13 protein-coding genes, 1 tRNA gene, 2 pseudogenes and 1 other annotated feature are annotated in these 16,063 nt (G+C 70.6%); of the genes and pseudogenes, 7 read left to right on the plus strand and 9 right to left on the minus strand.

Annotated elements, in window-relative coordinates:
* Nucleotides 1-307: 307 nt before the first annotated feature.
* The 3 genes from AWQ70_RS16175 (at nt 308) to AWQ70_RS16185 (ending at nt 2,769) form a co-directional block, all read left to right on the plus strand.
* The gene (locus AWQ70_RS16175) at nt 308-526 is read left to right on the plus strand and encodes a hypothetical protein (protein WP_157530101.1); all 219 of its coding nucleotides are present in this window, start codon (nt 308-310) and stop codon (nt 524-526) included.
* A gap of 109 nt (nt 527-635) precedes the next feature.
* The gene (locus AWQ70_RS16180; RefSeq protein ID WP_084517188.1) at nt 636-1,922 is read left to right on the plus strand and encodes an MFS transporter; all 1,287 of its coding nucleotides are present in this window, start codon (nt 636-638) and stop codon (nt 1,920-1,922) included.
* Nucleotides 1,915-2,769: a tetratricopeptide repeat protein gene (locus AWQ70_RS16185; protein WP_067176622.1), complete on the plus strand. Its 855-nt coding sequence runs from the start codon at nt 1,915-1,917 to the stop codon at nt 2,767-2,769. Before AWQ70_RS16180 ends, AWQ70_RS16185 begins: the two co-directional genes overlap by 8 nt.
* A 314-nt stretch (nt 2,770-3,083) precedes the next feature.
* Here the strand turns inward: AWQ70_RS16185 and AWQ70_RS16195 are convergent, their stop codons facing one another.
* The 5 genes and pseudogenes from AWQ70_RS16195 to AWQ70_RS16220 all read right to left on the minus strand — a co-directional run bounded on the left by AWQ70_RS16195 (nt 3,084) and on the right by AWQ70_RS16220 (nt 8,216).
* Nucleotides 3,084-3,671, minus strand: a complete 588-nt coding sequence (locus tag AWQ70_RS16195) for a GNAT family N-acyltransferase (protein WP_169808679.1) — start codon at nt 3,669-3,671, stop codon at nt 3,084-3,086.
* Between the two features lie 255 nt (nt 3,672-3,926).
* Nucleotides 3,927-4,745, minus strand: a complete 819-nt coding sequence (locus AWQ70_RS16200) for a methyltransferase domain-containing protein (RefSeq protein WP_157530103.1) — start codon at nt 4,743-4,745, stop codon at nt 3,927-3,929.
* 728 nt (nt 4,746-5,473) lie between these two features.
* Nucleotides 5,474-6,692: pseudogene (locus AWQ70_RS16205) on the minus strand (IS3 family transposase).
* Nucleotides 6,303-6,414, minus strand: a sequence feature (AL1L pseudoknot). (Overlaps the previous pseudogene by 112 nt.)
* Before the next feature lie 72 nt (nt 6,693-6,764).
* A pseudogene (locus tag AWQ70_RS16215) lies at nt 6,765-7,496 on the minus strand (IS256 family transposase); the annotation flags it as partial.
* Between the two features lie 114 nt (nt 7,497-7,610).
* On the minus strand, nt 7,611-8,216 hold the full coding sequence (locus tag AWQ70_RS16220) for a transposase (RefSeq protein WP_169808680.1): 606 nt from the start codon (nt 8,214-8,216) through the stop codon (nt 7,611-7,613).
* Between AWQ70_RS16220 and AWQ70_RS39870 the strand changes: the two genes are divergently transcribed.
* Together AWQ70_RS39870 and AWQ70_RS40540 are read left to right on the plus strand one after the other, a co-directional pair.
* Nucleotides 8,217-8,420 (plus strand): hypothetical protein, encoded by a 204-nt coding sequence (locus AWQ70_RS39870; protein WP_169808681.1) that lies wholly within the window; start codon nt 8,217-8,219, stop codon nt 8,418-8,420.
* Nucleotides 8,421-8,527: 107 nt separating this feature from the next.
* Nucleotides 8,528-8,914 carry a hypothetical protein gene (locus AWQ70_RS40540; RefSeq protein ID WP_218004547.1) on the plus strand — a complete coding sequence of 129 codons (387 nt, stop codon included), beginning with the start codon at nt 8,528-8,530 and terminating at the stop codon, nt 8,912-8,914.
* 38 nt (nt 8,915-8,952) lie between these two features.
* Here the strand turns inward: AWQ70_RS40540 and AWQ70_RS38935 are convergent.
* Nucleotides 8,953-9,045: transfer RNA gene (locus AWQ70_RS38935), tRNA-Sec, on the minus strand.
* A 410-nt stretch (nt 9,046-9,455) separates the two neighbouring features.
* On the opposite strand from AWQ70_RS38935, the gene AWQ70_RS16230 reads away from it, so the two are divergent.
* Nucleotides 9,456-9,776: an alpha-amylase inhibitor gene (locus AWQ70_RS16230; protein ID WP_067176641.1), complete on the plus strand. Its 321-nt coding sequence runs from the start codon at nt 9,456-9,458 to the stop codon at nt 9,774-9,776.
* A 73-nt stretch (nt 9,777-9,849) separates the two neighbouring features.
* Here AWQ70_RS16230 and nrfD read toward each other — a convergent pair whose 3' ends face one another.
* The 3 genes from nrfD to fdh form a co-directional block, all read right to left on the minus strand.
* Entirely contained in the window at nt 9,850-10,800 is a 951-nt protein-coding gene (gene nrfD, locus AWQ70_RS16235; RefSeq protein ID WP_067176644.1) for an NrfD/PsrC family molybdoenzyme membrane anchor subunit, read from the minus strand.
* Between the two features lie 220 nt (nt 10,801-11,020).
* Nucleotides 11,021-11,881: a 4Fe-4S dicluster domain-containing protein gene (locus AWQ70_RS16240; RefSeq protein WP_067176647.1), complete on the minus strand. Its 861-nt coding sequence runs from the start codon at nt 11,879-11,881 to the stop codon at nt 11,021-11,023.
* Nucleotides 11,874-15,065, minus strand: coding sequence for a formate dehydrogenase (gene fdh, locus AWQ70_RS16245; RefSeq protein WP_084517192.1), 3,192 nt, complete (start codon nt 15,063-15,065; stop codon nt 11,874-11,876). Before fdh ends, AWQ70_RS16240 begins: the two co-directional genes overlap by 8 nt.
* 156 nt (nt 15,066-15,221) lie before the next feature.
* On the opposite strand from fdh, the gene AWQ70_RS16255 reads away from it, so the two are divergent.
* A complete protein-coding gene (locus AWQ70_RS16255; protein WP_067176656.1) occupies nt 15,222-16,061 on the plus strand; it encodes an LLM class F420-dependent oxidoreductase in 840 nt (279 codons plus the stop codon).
* Nucleotides 16,062-16,063: the final 2 nt, after the last annotated feature.

The following is a 16,063-nucleotide window of genomic DNA, read 5'->3' on the forward strand; positions in this document are numbered from 1 at the left end:
CGCGTACGGCTCAGAAGAACGAGCGTTCCTTTGAAACGCACCACGATGTGGAGCTGATGGACACCTCGGGTCGGCGGCTAGAGCCAAGGCCCGGCTGCCGGAGCGCGTGGCGGGGATGACGCGGCTGGACACGCTGATCGCCGAGCAGCTCGGGGACCAGGAGACGAGGGCGAGGTGATCGTCGCGTACGCGGCCGGTTTCATGCCGACCACCAGCGGCCTCAATGAGCGCTTAAGGGCGGCCGTCCACACTGAGCAGCATTCGACGGCTCGCCATCCGGACGGGCCGCTGACGCGAGGAGATCCATATGTCCAATGACCGACCGACGGCCATGCACACGCGCGGGCTGTCCCTGAACCACAGCGAGCAGGTGCTCAAGGGCCTGTCCCTGAACCACAACGAGCAGGTGCTCAAGGGCCTGTCCCTGAACCACAACGAGCAGGTGCTCAAGGGCCTGTCCCTGAACCACAACGAGCAGGTGCTCAAGGGCCTGTCCCTGAACCACAACGAGTCCCTCATCGGCTGAACGAGTCACCGTGATCCGGCGAGGAGCTGATCCGAAGGGCGGCTGACCGCACCGAGCGGTCTCCGCCGGACGGGGAGCTCGCCCTGGACCGGGAAGACAGGTGGAACGAATGTCACTGCGCCGGTTAGTGCCGGACCTGCCTCGAGAGGCGTGGTGGATACTCGCCGGCGACGCGGTATCCGCTTTCGGCAGCGGCCTGACGCTGCCCTTCTTTCTGGTCTATCTGCACAACGTCCGGGGGATAGAACTCGGCCTTGCCGGGCCGATACTCTCGGCGGTCGCATTCGCGGGACTCGTCGGAAATCCACTGGGCGGCCTGCTCGCGGACCGTTTCGGTGCGCGGCAGGCCGCCGTCGCGGGCCTCGTGGTCGCGGCGGTCGGGACCATCGGGATGGCCGGTGTCCGGTCCGCCTGGCAGGGGCTGGTGGCGGCCATCGTGTACGGGCTCGGCGTCGCGGTCACGACGCCGTCGTTCCAGGCGCTCGTCGGGGTCTGTGTCCCCAGGGAGCGGCGGTCGCAGATGTTCGCGGTCCAGTACGCCATGATGAACGCCGGCTTCAGCGCCGGGGGCCTGCTGGCCGCGGTGCTGGTGACCTCGTCGCCCCGTAGCTTCGTCACGCTGTACCTTCTGGACGCGGGCACGTTTCTCGCCTTCGCCGTGTTGCTCGCCCGATCGTCCAGGGGCCGCGTCACAGGAGTCCGGTCCCCGGCTACCGCCCCCCGGGGCGGGTATCGCGAGCTCCTCTCCGACCGGCTGCTCATGCGGATCTGTGTGCTGGTGGTCGCAGTGTTCTCCTGCGGCTACGCGCAGTACTACAGTGCCTACCCGGTCTACGCGATGGAGGAGGGCCGGCTGGACGCCGCCGCGTTGCGGCTCACCTTCCTGGCCAACACCGTCACGGTCATCATCGTCCAGCTCCTCGTGCTGCGCCTGATCCGAGGCCGGCGCCGCACCCGGGGATTCGCCCTGTCCGCCGCACTCATGGCCGTCGCGTGGGTAACGGTGCTGTGGGCGGCGACCGCGGGAGGAGGAGCGGCCGGCATGGCTGGGTTCGCGGTCGCGATGGCCCTGTTCGCCGTCGGAGAGACGCTCATGGCTCCCACCGTGCCCGCCATCGTCAACGACCTGGCGCCCGACTCGGCGCGCGGCCGATACAACGGGGTCTACAGCCTGGCCACCACGCTCGGCTTCATCGCCGGACCCGCGGTCGCCGGCATCGCGATGTCCGCGAGCCTCGGAGCGGCTCTCTTCACCGCCATGGCCCTGGCGCTCGGGCTCGTCGCCGTACAGGCGCTGCGGCTCGAGCGGCACCTTCCACCCGCCGTGAACCTCGTCGCCTCGGCGGACGACCGCGCCGTCGGCGTGCGGCAGACGGAAGGCGCCGGCAATGGGTGAGGCCACGCCCGGAACCGGCAGCCGGACCGACGCGCTGCTCACGCTCTCCCAGACGCTGCGCGAGCAGGGCCGGTACCGGGAGTGCGACGGCACGCTGCGGCGCGCGCTGGACATCGCCGAGCGGGAGACCGGCCCCGATTCCCTCCTCGTCGCCCGCGTCTGCAACGACCTCGGCGTGCTGCATAAGTACACCGGCCGGTTCGGCGATTCGGAGCGGTTCTACCGGCGCGCTCAGGTGATCATCGAAGCGGACGTGGAGCGGGGCCATCCGTTTCTGGCCGACATCTACCACAACCTCGGCGGACTCAACCACGCACGCGGCACGTACGCGCAAGGCGAGCCCTTCGCCCGCCGTTCGGTGGAGATACGGCAACGAATCCATGGTCCCGACCATCCCAAGGTGGCCGCGGACAAGGCGGCGCTCGCCGCGATCCTGCAAGCGCTCGGCGACAGCGAGGCGGCGGAGCGGCTGCTGCTGGACGCTCTCGCGGTGTTCGAGAAGGTCCTCGGCCCCGAGGACTACGAGGTCGCCTCGTGTCTGAGCAACCTCGCCGCCATACGGTACGCGAAAGGCGACCTTGACGGCGCGGAGGCGGGATACGCCAGGGTGGTCGACCTCAGGGAGAAGATCCTCGGCGAGACCAACCCCGACCTGGCCGTGCCTCTGCACAACCTGGGGGTCACCGCCTCGAGACGGGGCCGGCCGGAGGCGGCTGCGGCGGCCTTCCACAGGGCGCTCGCCGTGCTCGGCGACGAGGTCGACGCCGAGCACCCCCTACGGCTCTCCTGCCTGCGCGAGCTGGGCGCCGTTCGCCGCGCGGCGAAGAGCGAGCACGACGGCGGGTGACCCGGCGCGGGGACGCGAGGCGAACGACGACTGCCACGCTGCTGGCGACTATGACGGGCTCAGCGTGCTCGGGCTGCGGTACCCAGACCTGGAGGTCGCTCATGCCGGGCCCGTACGGCTGGCCGGTGGCGAGCTCGCCCAGGACGCGCGCCCTGGCCGCTCGTGAGACTCTCGACCACCAGGCGCGAGGCGAGGTGTGATTCATGTACCGCTGTGACCTCGGCCCAGGCGTCGGCGTATGACACAGAGGGGACGCCGGTCGACGGGCGCCGATCGGGCACGGTCGACCGGCGTCCCGCGGTCCGGACGTGTGGCTACGCGACCGGGGAGCTCTCCCGGCCGAGACGGATCCGGGTGAGCTCGTCGAGCACGGCAGGGGCGACCTGCGCGGCGAGCCGCGGATGGTTGCCGAGCAGCTGCTCCGGCCGGCAGGCCAGCAGCTTGACCATGTCGCCCACCTCCGGCATCGGATGGCTGTCGGGCGAGGCCTCCCAGAAACCGAAGTGGCGAAGGATCGCGTCCTGTCCCGCGACCGTGCCGGCCAGCACCCAGATCAGGCTCCGCCCCAGCCGCTGCGCCAGGACGTTGCTGGCCACGACGAGGAGCTGGCCGATGTTCTGACGGCGGTGGTGCGGGTGGACGACCCAGCGGGCGCCCTCCAGGACATCCGTCCGGCGAAGCCGCTCCTTGCTCAGCAGGCGCGTCGCGCCCGGCTCGTCGAGCGCCATCACCTTGCTCGGAGCGAGCAGCTCGGCCGGGGCGAGCCGGGCCGAAGCGATCAGCTCTCCCGTGGAACGCAGCCGTGCCAGGACATGGTAGGCGTGCCGGTCGTGCTCGTCGGCGTCGTCGAACTCCCCGTCCTCCATCCGGAAGTGCGGAAAGCGGCCGTTCTCGTAGATCACCTCACCGCGGAATGATCTGATCTCGCGCTGCCAGGGCTCGCTTCCGAACGATGAGCTGTATGAGGACGGTGGCTGGATCTCGAGATGTACCGCCGCCGGAAGGCGTACGTCCGTTGTGTCGTTACGCATGGTGTTTCTCCGGGTGGCCGTGAAGGCGAATGGTGTGACGGTCCGTCTGCGTGTGCCGTACGCCTGCGGACCGATGACATGCGGGGCTGAGCGGTCGGGCTCAGCCGGGGTGAACCGCCTGACTGGTTAGGCCTGACGACGTTTTGTCGCGATGGCCACGTATACGGGTATGGCCATCAGGAACTGTCCGCGCGTGTCGGCCAGTTCAAGGGAGTCGAACCAGGCGGCCCGATCGGCCTCCGCGACCAGGTCGGCCTGCCGCCGGTCGAGGACGGGGATGACGGACTCGGCATCCGCCAGGCTGGTGGACACCGCGTGAACCGAGCGCACCGCCGGATTGATGAGGCCCGCTCGTACGAGCCGGCGGCGCAGCGTGCGGCCGATGGTCGGCTGGCGCACCTTGAGCTGGAAGGCGTCCAGGACCCGCGCTGTCATGGCCTCGTCGACTCCGTCGACGACCAGCGCGCCCCAGTCGACGTCGAGGAGGCAGGCGCGCCCTCCGGGAGCCACCGCGCGTGTCAGTGAGCCGACCGCCGCCTCGGGATCGGGGACATGCTGCAGGACCCGCTCGCACCACACCACGTCGAAGTCGCCGCTGTAGCCCAAGGAGGCCACGTCCGCTACCTCGTACTTCACTACCGCGTCCTCCGGCGCCGCCGTGTGCCTGTCCTGGGCCGCGGCCACCATGGCGGGATTGAGGTCGATGGCGGTGACCGATCCGTCCGGCCCTGCCATGGAGGCGAAGGCCCGCGACATCTCACCGAGCCCGCATCCCACGTCCAGGACGCTGCTGCCGGCCGCCACGGACAGCACCTCCACGGCCATGGCGCGGACCGCCCGTATCACCGTGTGCTTGGCAACCTCCGCGAGATACGTCTCCGCCGCCGTCTGTTGCGCCGACGTCGAACTTCCCTGAAACACCTTGCCGCCCACGGCACTACTCACCGCCCATCCCGTGGTCTTCCGAATTCATTCGGAAATTCATGTGTCCTCCTGACCGAACTGTCCTGGGTCCACAGCCGCCCTGAATTTTCCGCCGTCGACCTGTCGGGTGAATCCGTTGGACATGCGGAATTGGGCGACTCACCCCTAGCGTGTCCGATTCCCCATGAAAGATACTTGTGGCAGTATGCGGTGACCTTTGAATGGCTCGCCTGCCGGCTCGGCCGGTGGGCACAACCTGGCTCAAGTGGTTCTCAAGGCCGCTCGGACCGTGGCCCGGGCGTAGGGGACGGAAGGGTGAGCCGGACGCCCATTCAGCGGCCGCAAGTCTCCACAATCGCCTTCGAGTTCGCCACAAGAGGCGCCCGAATACTGATATTCGACCATGTCGATCTACATACTGAGGGCTGCGTAGCCTCGAAGGGGCCGCACAAGTCGATGGCGAACGACGCCGTCACGCCGATTCCCCGTACGGGCCTCCCGGGGCCCGTCATGCGCGCCAACAGATTCGGCCACGCAGTCTGCACAATTCCGCCTTCCAGGCATCCGTGAGCGTTTTCCAACCTGAAGTGGCAGGTCACAAGCCCCTTGCAGATCAGTCGACCAAGAGCAACACCACTCCAGGTAATGTAGGCCCAAGGCAGGGTAGTTAGCGTTTTGGCGGCTTTGGCAAGGGAACCGGCGAGTGCATAGCGGCGGTGTGAACCGCGCCGAGTTTCGTGGAGGCCGGGTTAGCTGGCTGGGGTGAGGATAGCCGGGCCGGTTTGTGTTTGGTAGTGGGTCTCGAATTCGGCTGGTGGGAGGTCGTTGCAGGCGCTGTGGAGGCGCCGGTTGTTGTACCAGTCGACCCATTCCATAGTGGCGATCTCCAGCTCGTCCAGGCCGTTCCACGGGCCGCGGCGGTGGATCAGCTCGGTCTTGCACAACCCGATGGTGCTTTCGGCCAGGGCGTTGTCGTAGCTGTCCCCGCGTGAGCCGACCGAGCAGACCGCCCCGGCACCCGCGAGGCGCTCGGTGTAGCGAATCGACAGATAGTGGCAGCCGCGGTCGGAGTGATGCACCAGACCATCCAGTCGCCGGCCGTCACCGCGTCGCCGGATGGCCATCTCCAGCGCGTCCAGTGCCAGGTCGGTGCGCAGGTGATCGGTCAGCCGCCACCCGACGATCATCCGCAAGAACGCGTCGATCACCAGCGCCGCGTAGACGAACCCCGACGCGGTGGGGATGTAGGTCAGGTCGGCGACCCACAGCCGGTTCGGGCGGGGGCGGTGAAGTCGCGTTTGACCAGGTCGGCGGGCCGGCCGGTGAGCGCTTCGGCGATCGTGGTCCGCGTCTTGTGGTCCCCGCGGGCCGCACCGGCCAGCCCCAGGCGCTTCATCAGCCGGGCCACCGTGCACCGCGCCACCCGGATGCCGCGCCGGTTGAGTTCCTTCCACATCTTGCGCACGCCATACACCTCGAAGTTGTCGTTCCACACCGTGGTGATCTCGGCCATGAGCTGCTGGTCCCGCACCTGGCGGGCAGACGGTGGGCGGGACTTGGCCGCGTAGTACGTCGATGTGGCCACCTGCAACACCTGGCAGATCGGCTCGACGCCGAAAGCGTCGCGGTGGACGTCGATGAAGGCGACTACCTGGGCGGCCGTGGGTCGAGTTCCGCCGCGAAAAAAGCGGCCGCGGCCTTCAGAATCTCGTTGGCGCGGCGCAGCTCGCGCACCTCGCGCTCCAGTTCGGCGATCCGCTGGGCGTCGGTGGTCGAGGTGCCCGGCCGCTGTCCCTCGTCGATCTCGGCCTGGCGCACCCACCCCCGCAGTGCCTCACGGTGAACGCCGAGCTGGTCGGCCACCCGGGCGATCGCGCCGGGAGCGCCGCCGGTCTGCCGACGGACCTCAAACACCATGCGCACCGCGCGCTCGCGAAGCTCTTGGGGGTACTTCCCCGGGGCTGGCATCGTTTCGTCGTTCTCCCTTCCGCCAGCAGATGATGCTGGCTTCAGGGCCTCCACGAAAGTCGGAGTGGTTCAGACCGCCCGCAGCGCGGCGACCAGGCCGGCGTGCGCGTCGGAGATGACCAGTTGGACACCGCCCAGGCCGCGGGCTTTCAGTGAGCGCAGGAACTCGGTCCAGAACGCGCCGTCTTCGCTGTCGCCGACAGAGAAGCCGAGGATCTCCCGGTGGCCGTCAGCCGAGACGCCGGTGGCGATGACGACGGCTTGGGAGACGACCCGGTGGTTCACGCGGGCTTTGCAGTAGGTGGCGTCCAGGAACACGTATGGGAAGGTCGTGTGCGATAGCGGCCGGTCGCGGAAGGCGGCGACCTCATTGTCGAGGTCGGCGCAGATGCGGGAGACCTCGCTTTTAGAGATCCCGCTGTCGGCGCCGAGGGCTTTGACCAGGTCATCGAGGCTTCTGGTGGACACTCCTTGGAGGTAGGCCTCCATCACCACCGCGAATAGTGCTTGGTCGATGCGGCGGCGGCGTTCCAGCAGGGAGGGGAAGAACGACCCGGACCGCAGTTTGGGGATCTTCAGTTCCAGGTCTCCGGCTGCGGAGGTGAGCAGCCGGTCGCGATAGCCGTTGCGGCGCGTGGTGCGCTGTTCGGTGCGCTCATGGGGTGCGGCGCCGATCACCGCGGTCGCCTCCGCTTCGATCAGCGCCTGGAGCATGGCTTGGAGCGCTTGCCGGATGACGTCGTCGGCGTCGGCGGCTTTCAAAGACTCCAGCAACTCGAGCAGGGCAGACTGGTCCAGAGCCATCGTGTGATGTCCTCCGCGAGAACCTTGGCGGGAACTCGCTGACCGTCACACGATGGCTCGCCCCATGTCCGGGACTTGCTTTGTCAGCTTGGAGTTACACCACCCGAGGGGACGTCAACTTTGCGGCAGCAAATCGGGGTTGGCCCGGCCGTATATCTGCCGCTTGAGCATCTTGATGCGGTTGACATGACCTTCGACCTTCCCGGAGCTGTGGGCCAGGGTCAGGCCGGCTTTGGCGGCGTCGAAGTCGCGGCGCAGCCCGGTCACGAAGCAGTGCAGTTCCGGCAGGTCGTCGGCCTCAACGGCGTTCATCCACTGCTCCAGGCCGTCACCACCGAGCCGGAGCATCATGTGGGCCAAGGCGCGGACGTGATCGCGGAGCGCGGCCAGGGCCGGGCATGTCGTGGTCAAGGCCTGCAGGTGCTGTAGTTCGTCAGTGTCGAGGCTGTCGGGGTTACGGAGGAACCAGCCGGTCGCCTGGCGGACGGTGGGCGGTGCTGGCGGTAGGGCGATGGTGGTCTGCGTCCTCCAGGGGCGGAGGTACTCGCGCACTGCGTTGCCTTTGCCGCGGTAGCCCATGGCTTTGATCTCCTGGTAGAGCTGCTCGGCGTTGGTGCAGCCCTGCTCCCAGCGTTGTTGCAGGTAGCAGGCGAACTCCTCGATCGCCCTGGGGCGTTTTCCGGTGCCGGTGTTCGCGAGCAGCTCCTCCGGGCTGGTCACGTGGGCGAAGCGTCGGACGGTGTTGCGGGCCAGGTCGAGCTCGCGGCCGCCGTCGCTGCCGGAGCCCGGCACGGCGCCCACGTCACCCGCGCTGTCGCCCCCGCCACCGACCATCCCCTCCTGGCCGACCTGCGCCTGCTCGGCCTCACCGCAGTGGACGCCATCTGCTACTACCAGGCGCCCACCAGCAGCGCACGCCAGTAGCCCACCGCCCGACTGCACCCGTACGCCTTCACCTGGCGGCCCCGACCGGCCCGCAGGTCCCTTCGCACCCCATGACGCAAGTCACCAGCTCGACGAAAGGATCCCCCGTGAAGCGCCCGCTCATCATCGACACCCACGCCAGCTCCTGCTACTTCCGCACCTCCGTCGAGGGCGACGAGCGTAAGGCCCTCGTGCAGATCACCGAACGGTGCAACCTGCACTGCGCCCACTGCTTCGTCTCCTCCGGCGACTGGGGCGACCACATGCGCCTGGAGGACCTCACCGAGAAGGTCTTCCCCCGCCTGCGGCGCGCCCCACCATCACGCGGGACCTGTACCAGCACGTGCGCCGTGCCGTGCAGGACGAAGCAGCTGAGAGAGTCGTGGCCCTCCTCCCCGAACGAAGGAACTCCACTGGGACAAGACCGTGACGCGCTGTTCCCCATTTGTTCCCCATCGGCCCCTCGGGGAGATCATTTCGGCGGGAAGCCGTGATCGTCTCTCACGGCTTCCCCGCGCGTTTTGCTTGGTAGCGGAGGCGGACGGGAATCGAACCCGCCAGGCCGAGATCCTCGGCCTCGACGATTTTGAAGATCGCGGGGGCCACCAGGCGCCCGGACGCCTCCAGGGGAGAACGTACCGGCGGGCGGGTAACGGCCGTCACGAAGCGCGCCCATGAACGCGTCCGCTTCCGTCCAGTTCGACACCCGGCCTCCTGCCACGATGCCGGGGCGAGCGGCTTGGCTCGGCGTTCCGTGGACGGTCCCGGGCGTTCCGGCGGAACGTGACGATGCCCTGCTCATCCCCTATGCGTAGTGCCGCCACATTCTCAGCGGCGGCCCCTCATCGTTACGGTCGCCACGCCATCAAGGCGCCGGAAACCCCTTGTCGGTCGCGGGCATGGCCGTACCCCCGGCCGGGTTGAGATCGTGACCGTGCTCCCGCCCCGCCCGGACCGTGCTGGACAGCCGTTCCGGGAGGGGGCGGAGAGCGCCTCCCCGTCATTTCCCCAGGCAAGAGAAAGGGACCACCGGCCTTGCGTACACGTCTCAGGACCGCACTCTCCGCGACCAGTCTCGGCGTCGGCGTCTGTCTCCTCGCCTTCCAGGGCACCGCCACGGCGTCCGCGTCGGCGATGCCCACAGGCAACGCCCCGTCCTGCGTCGCCGTCTGGCAGCAGACGGGCACCATCACCAAGACCGGCTACGCCCGCAACGACTGCGGCTACTCGATGAACCTGAAGATCGTCTGGTCGCACGGCGTGGACGGGAGCTGCCAGACCGCGCGGCCCGGCGACACCGTCAAGAGCAAGGTGCCGCGCGGTCCCAGGAACTTCGACGGCGCCAACCTCTGCTGACCGCACCGTCCCGTGTGTCCGGACGCGGCCGCACCGTCGCCGACCCCGCTGCCCGGCTCGGGACCGTCCGAACTCACCGACCGGGTACGGAGGCCGGCTCGGCCGCGGCGAGGCGTTCCCGCTGCGGCACCACCGTGTATTCGGGGTCGGCGGCGGAGGCGCGCCCCGCCTCCAGGACCCCGAACCGGGTGCACAGCGCCCCGGCGGTGAGGGCGAGACCGGACGCCGCGGTGGCGGCGCGGCCGCGCCCGGCGAGCAGCGCGAGCAGGCCGCCGGCGGCGGTCAACGCGCGGGCCGCGCCCAGCAGGCGTCCCGCCCTGCCCCGCCGGTACGGCTCGCCGACGAGGCCGAGCCGCCGTTCCAGGATCGTGGCGGCGGCGGTCTCGACGGCGGCCCCGAGCACCGCGACGGCGCGGGCGGGACCGGCCTCGGCGCGGGGCGTGGCGAGCATCGCGGCCGCTCCGGCGCTCGCCAGCGCGCTCCCGGCGAACAGGAACGGCAGCTCCCGGTAGCCCGCGTGCCAGGCCGGCACGGCGGTGTCGGCGACCAGCACGGCCGTGTACGTCGCGGTCAGCGGGCCGGTCACCGCGGTCGCCAGCGCGGCGGCGTCGCCGACGGCGGGCAGGATCCCGGTCACGTCGGACGCGGCGGCCGCCGCCGACAGGCCGCCCTGGGCGGCGAGGATCCAGGACCCGACGCTCATCGGGGACGAGGGTTTGAACACGCGGAGCATGTTCAGGAACCGGGCGGGCCGGCCCAGCTCGGCGATCAGGAACACGGACCCGGCGGCCGCGCCGGCCGCGGCGGTGATCCGGGCGGTGCGGGCCAGGCGCGGCCGTCCGGTGGCCGTGGCGAGGACGGCGGTGAGCGAGGAGGCCCCGGACAGCCCGCCCAGGTACAGGTAGGCCGGCATGTGCGGCACGTGCCAGATCGGCTGTTTGATCACCGGCCGCCCGTAGTACGACCGGAAGTCCGCCTCTGGGGTCGTCTCGGGTGTGGCCCGCTCGCGCGTGCTTCTGGTCATCGGCGCCTCTCTCGCGACCGCGTCATAGGAACCGGAACCCCCCGGGAACCAGGACGACCCCGAAGGCCGGGGCAACCTCGGAAACCAGGGTGGCCCTGGAAGCCAGGGCGCCCCCGAGGACCGGGGCGACCGGGGGAAGCCGGGAACGCGCGGGAACCGGGGGAACCGGGGGAACCGGGGGAAGCCGGGAACGCGGGGAAACGCCCCCGCACGGTCCGGCTCACCGCAGCCTCCAGGGGCGCGCGGCTCCGCCGGGGCGGCCGGACGCCGCGAGGAACGACAGGGCCACGGCGCCCGCCATCGTGAGCGCGGCCGCCCCGGCCCACCGCCACATCGCGGGCAGGTCGCGCGTCGGCACCACGGGGTCGGGCGGCAGGCCGTACACCTCGGGCTCGTCGAGGAGCAGGAAGAACGCGCCCATGCCGCCCACGCCGTCGTCGGGGCTCTCGCCGTACAGGCGGGCCTCGGTACGGCCGGCGGCGTGCAGGGTGGCCACGCGGGCGGCCGCCCGCTCACGCAGCTCGTCGAGCGGGCCGAACTGGATCGAGTCGGTCGGGCACGCCTTGGCGCAGGCGGGTTCGAGGCCACCGCGCAGCCGGTCGTAGCACATGGTGCACTTCCAGGCCCGGCCGTCGCCCTCCCTGCGGTCGATCACGCCGAACGGGCAGGCGGGCACGCAGTATCCGCAGCCGTTGCAGATGTCGGCCTGCACGACCACGGTGTCGAACTCGGTGCGGAACAGCGCGCCGGTCGGGCAGACGTCGAGGCAGCCGGCGTGCGTGCAGTGCTTGCACACGTCCGACGACATCAGCCAGCGTCCGTCCGGGCCGATCCCGAACGGGTCGCCGGTCTCGGCGCCCCGTTCCCCGGCTCCGCCGTCGGGCGTCCAGACCGGCTGCTGCTCGATGAAGGCGACGTGCCGCCAGGTGCTCGCCCCGAGCGCGCCGGTGTTGTCGTAGGAGGTCGCCTGGAACACGAACCCGTCGTCGGGGACGCGGTTCCACTCCTTGCAGGCCACCTCGCACGCCTTGCAGCCGATGCAGATGCTCGTGTCGGTGAAGAAGCCCATCCGCTCAGCCATGCCGGTACTCCTCGATCAGGCGGAGCAGGTCCGCTCCCCTCGGCCGGCGGCCGGGCCGCACGTCGCAGGTGGTCGCCTTGCTCTCCTGGATGAAGACGTTCGGGTCGAGCACGATCGGCATGAGGTCGTTGGCGATGTCGCCGGTGACCAGGCCGCCGCTCCCCCAGCCCCAGTGGTACGGCAGGCCGATCTGGTGGACGGTCCGCCCCTGGATGCGCAGCGGCCGCACGCGTTCGGTGACCAGCACCCGGGCCTCGATCGCGGTCCTGCTGGTCACGATCGTGGCCCAGGCGCCGTTCGCCAGGCCCAGCTCGGCGGCGAGCGACGGCGACATCTCGCAGAACAGCTCCGGCTGCAGCTCGGCCAGATAGGCCAGGGGCCGGCTCATGCCGCCCGCCGTGTGGTGCTCGGTCAGCCGGTACGTCGTGAGCACGTACGGGAAGCGGGGCGAGAGCTCGGGGTTGTACGGCGACTCGGGGCGCGGGTAGGTGTGCGCGCACGGGTTGGACTGGACGCCGTACAGGCTGTTGCGCACCGGCGACTCGTAGGGCTCGTAGTGCGCGGGCAGCGGCCCGTCGGCCAGGCCGGCCGGGGCGAAGAGCCAGCCCTTCCCGTCCGCCTGCATGATGAACGGGTCGGTCCCGGACAGCGCGTCCTCGGCCAGGGCTCCCGCGGGCGGCCGGTAGCCGGGGGGCTTGCCCTTCTCGAAGTCGGGCACGTCCGGCCCGGTCCACTCGCCCCGCTCGCCGTCCCAGACGATGTACGCCTTGCGCTCGCTCCAGGGGCGGCCCTCGGGGTCGGCGGAGGCGCGGTTGTAGAGGATGCGCCGGTTGGCCGGCCAGGCCCAGCCCCATTCGAGGGCCTCGGGGTTCTGCTCGCGTCCGGGCCTGCGCCTGGCCGCCTGGTTGACCTCGTCGGCGTAGACACCGCAGTAGATCCAGCAGCCGCAGCGGGTGGAGCCGTCCGGCCGCAGCTCGGTGTACGCGCTGAGGGCCCGGCCGTCGGGCCCGATCCCGCCGATCTCCCGCAACACGGCGGCGGCCGACGGGTCGCGGTGCTCGCCCTCCTCGGGATAGTCCCAGGTGAGCTCGCGCAGCGGCCGGTCGACCTCGCCGGAGGACGCGCGCTGCCTGAGCAGCCGGCCGAGGTGGTAGTAGAACCACAGGTCGCTTCGGCAGTCGCCGGGCGGGTCGAGGGCCTTCTCCCGCCACTGGAGCAGCCGCTGGGTGTTGGTGAAGGTGCCCTCCTTCTCCACATGGCTGGCGGCGGGCAGGAAGAACACCTCGGTGCCGATGTCCTCGGTGCGCATCTCCCCGGTCTCCAGCTCGGGGCCGTCCTTCCAGAAGGTCGCCGTCTCCACCAGGGTCAGGTCGCGTACGACGAGCCAGTCGAGGTTGGCCAGGCCGAACCGCTGCGCGCGCCCGCCCGAGGAGCCGACGGCGGGGTTCTCCCCCACCACGAAGTAGCCCTTGACCGTGCCGTCGATCATGCCCATGACGGTCGTGTAGTGGCCGTGGTCGCCGGTGAGGCGCGGTAGGTTGTCGAAGCGGAAGTCGTTCGCCTCGGTCGCCGCGTCGCCCCACCACGCCTTGAGCAGGCTCACCATGTAGGCGCGCTTCCTGCCCCAGAACCCGGTGTCCCCTCCCGCCCGCGTCAGGTAGTCGTCCAGGTTCTCGTCGATGTGCGCGTACGGCATCGGCAGGTATCCCGGCAGGATGTTGAACAGCGTCGGGATGTCGGTCGAGCCCTGGATGCTCGCGTGGCCGCGCAGGGCGAGGATGCCGCCGCCCGGCCGCCCGATGTTCCCGAGCAGGAGCTGCAGGATGGACGCCGTCCTGATGTACTGCACGCCCACGGTGTGCTGGGTCCAGCCGACCGAGTACACCCAGGCGGTGGTGCGCTCCCTGCCGGAGTTCGCCGTGATCGCGTCGGCCAGCTCGGCGAAGTCGGCCCGGGACACGCCGCACAGCTCCTCGACCGTCTCGGGCGTGTAGCGGGCGAAGTGCCGTTTGAGGATCTGGTACACGCAGCGCGGATGGTTCAGGGTCGGGTCCGTCTTCGGCCGCGGGTGCGCGGCCGCGCCGCCGGCGCCGTACTGGTCGGGGCCGGCGGCGCGGGCGTGCGGCCGGCCTCCTTCGAGCTGCTCGGCGCGCAGCCCGGCCGCGGGCTCCTCCCCCGCCCCCTCGTACGACCAGGTCGACGGGTCGTACGCGCGGGTCTCGTGGTCGAAGCCGGAGAACAGGCCGTCGAGGTCCTCGGTGTCGCGGTAGTCCTCGGACACGATCATCGGCGCGTTCGTGTAGGCCAGCACGTACTCGCGGAAGTCCAGCCCGTTCGACAGGACGTGGTTGATCAGCGCGCCGAGCAGCACGATGTCGCTGCCCGCGCGGATGTTCAGGTACCGGTCGGCGAGCGCGCTGGTCCGTGTGTAGCGCGGGTCCACGTGGAACACCTTCGCCCCCCGGGCCTTGGCCTCGACCACCCACTGGAAGCCCACGGGGTGGCATTCGGCCATGTTGGAGCCCTGGATGACGATGCAGTCGGCGCGCTCCAGGTCCTGCTGGAACGTGGTGGCGCCGCCGCGCCCGAAGCTGGCCCCCAGACCGGGGACGGTGGAGGAGTGTCAAATACGGGCCTGGTTCTCCACCTGGACGGCGCCGAGGGCGGTGTACAGCTTCTTCATCAGGTAGTTCTCTTCGTTGTCGAGCGTCGCCCCGCCCAGGCCGGCGATGCCCAGGGTGCGGCGCACGACCTTGCCCTCGTACTCCTGCTGCCAGGTGTCCCGCCGAGTCCGCGCGACCCGGTCGGCGATCATGTCCATCGCGGTGCCGAGATCGAGCGGCTCCCACTCGGTGCCGTACGGTCGGCGGTAGAGCACGGTCGTCTGACGGCCGGCGTGGGTGACGAGCTGCTTGCTGGCCGAGCCCTTCGGGCACAGCCGGCCCCGCGAGATCGGCGAGTCGGGGTCGCCCTCGATCTGGGTGACCGCGCCGTCCTTGACGTAGACGAGCTGGCCGCAGCCGACCGCGCAGTAGGGGCAGACCGACCGGGCGACGCTGTCCGCCTCCTCGACCCGGGGCCGCAGCGCGTCGGTGCGCGCCGACCGCGCGGCCGCGCCCCTGCCGTCCTGTCCCCGGAGCTGCCGGATCACCGGCCACCGGGCGAGCCATCCCCCACCTGCCATGACGCGTGTCTTGCCCGGCTACGTCCGGGTCTAACCGCGCTCCGCGGCGCGGCGGCCGACCGTGCCCGAACCGTGCCTCGTCGCGTCCGGCGGCCGGGCCGGACGCGAGGAGTGTCGTCCCCGGATCCGGCCGGGACCCCGGCTTACGCTGGGGCGATGGACTCCGGTTTCGGCTACTTCGCCACACACGACGCCGTCGATCCCGCCACGCTCGCCCGGTTGGTCGAGGAGCGGGGCCACATCTCGCTGATGTTCAGCGAGCACACCCACATCCCGGTGAGCGGCGCGGCGCCGCTCGGCCCGGACGGCGAGCCGCTGCCCCGCAAGTACTGGCACACCTACGATCCGCTGGTGGCCTGCATGGCCGCCGGAGGGGCCACGACCCGGCTGCGGGTGGGCACCGCCGTCTGCCTCATCCCGCAACACGAGCCGATCGCGCTCGCCAAGGCCGTGGCCAGCGTCGACGTCCTGACGGGCGGCCGGTTCGAGCTGGGGGTGGGCGCAGGCTGGAACGAGCCGGAGATCCGCGACCACGGCGTCGACCCGGCCCGCCGCTTCGCCGTGATGAAGGAGCGCGTCGAGGCGATGCGGCGGATCTGGACGCAGGCCGACGCCGAGTACCACGGCGAGTTCGTGTCGTTCGGCCCGATGTGGTCGTGGCCGAAGCCGGCCCAGCGGCCGCACCCGCCGATCCTCGTCGGCGGGACCGGGCCGCGCGTCTTCGACCGGGTCCTCGCGTACGGCGACGCCTGGCTGCCGAACTACGGCCCCGGCGTCCTGGAGCGGGTGCCCGAGCTGCTCGCCCGCGCCGACGACGCGGGCCGGCTGGTCCAGGTCGTGATGTTGTCGGCGCCCGCGGACCCCGCCGTGCTGGAGCAGTGCGAGAAGGCCGGGGTGTCGCGGGTGATGGCGTGGCTGCCGTCCGCCGGGCTCGGCCGGATCGAGCGCGAGATGGACGCGTTCGAGGCGGCGCTCGCCGACATGCGGGGAGAGTGACG

This window comes from Microtetraspora niveoalba, assembly GCF_001570405.1.
Taxonomy (GTDB): domain Bacteria; phylum Actinomycetota; class Actinomycetes; order Streptosporangiales; family Streptosporangiaceae; genus Microtetraspora; species Microtetraspora niveoalba.

Excerpts from the sequence above, each read along its gene's own strand:
- AWQ70_RS16175 (WP_157530101.1), top strand. The coding sequence starts at position 308 with ATGTCCAATGACCGACCGACGGCCATGCACACGCGCGGGCTGTCCCTG.
- AWQ70_RS16180 (WP_084517188.1), top strand. The coding sequence starts at position 636 with ATGTCACTGCGCCGGTTAGTGCCGGACCTGCCTCGAGAGGCGTGGTGG.
- AWQ70_RS16185 (WP_067176622.1), top strand. The coding sequence starts at position 1,915 with ATGGGTGAGGCCACGCCCGGAACCGGCAGCCGGACCGACGCGCTGCTC.
- nrfD (WP_067176644.1), bottom strand. The coding sequence starts at position 10,800 with ATGACCAGAAGCACGCGCGAGCGGGCCACACCCGAGACGACCCCAGAG.
- AWQ70_RS16240 (WP_067176647.1), bottom strand. The coding sequence starts at position 11,881 with ATGGCTGAGCGGATGGGCTTCTTCACCGACACGAGCATCTGCATCGGC.
- AWQ70_RS16255 (WP_067176656.1), top strand. The coding sequence starts at position 15,222 with ATGGACTCCGGTTTCGGCTACTTCGCCACACACGACGCCGTCGATCCC.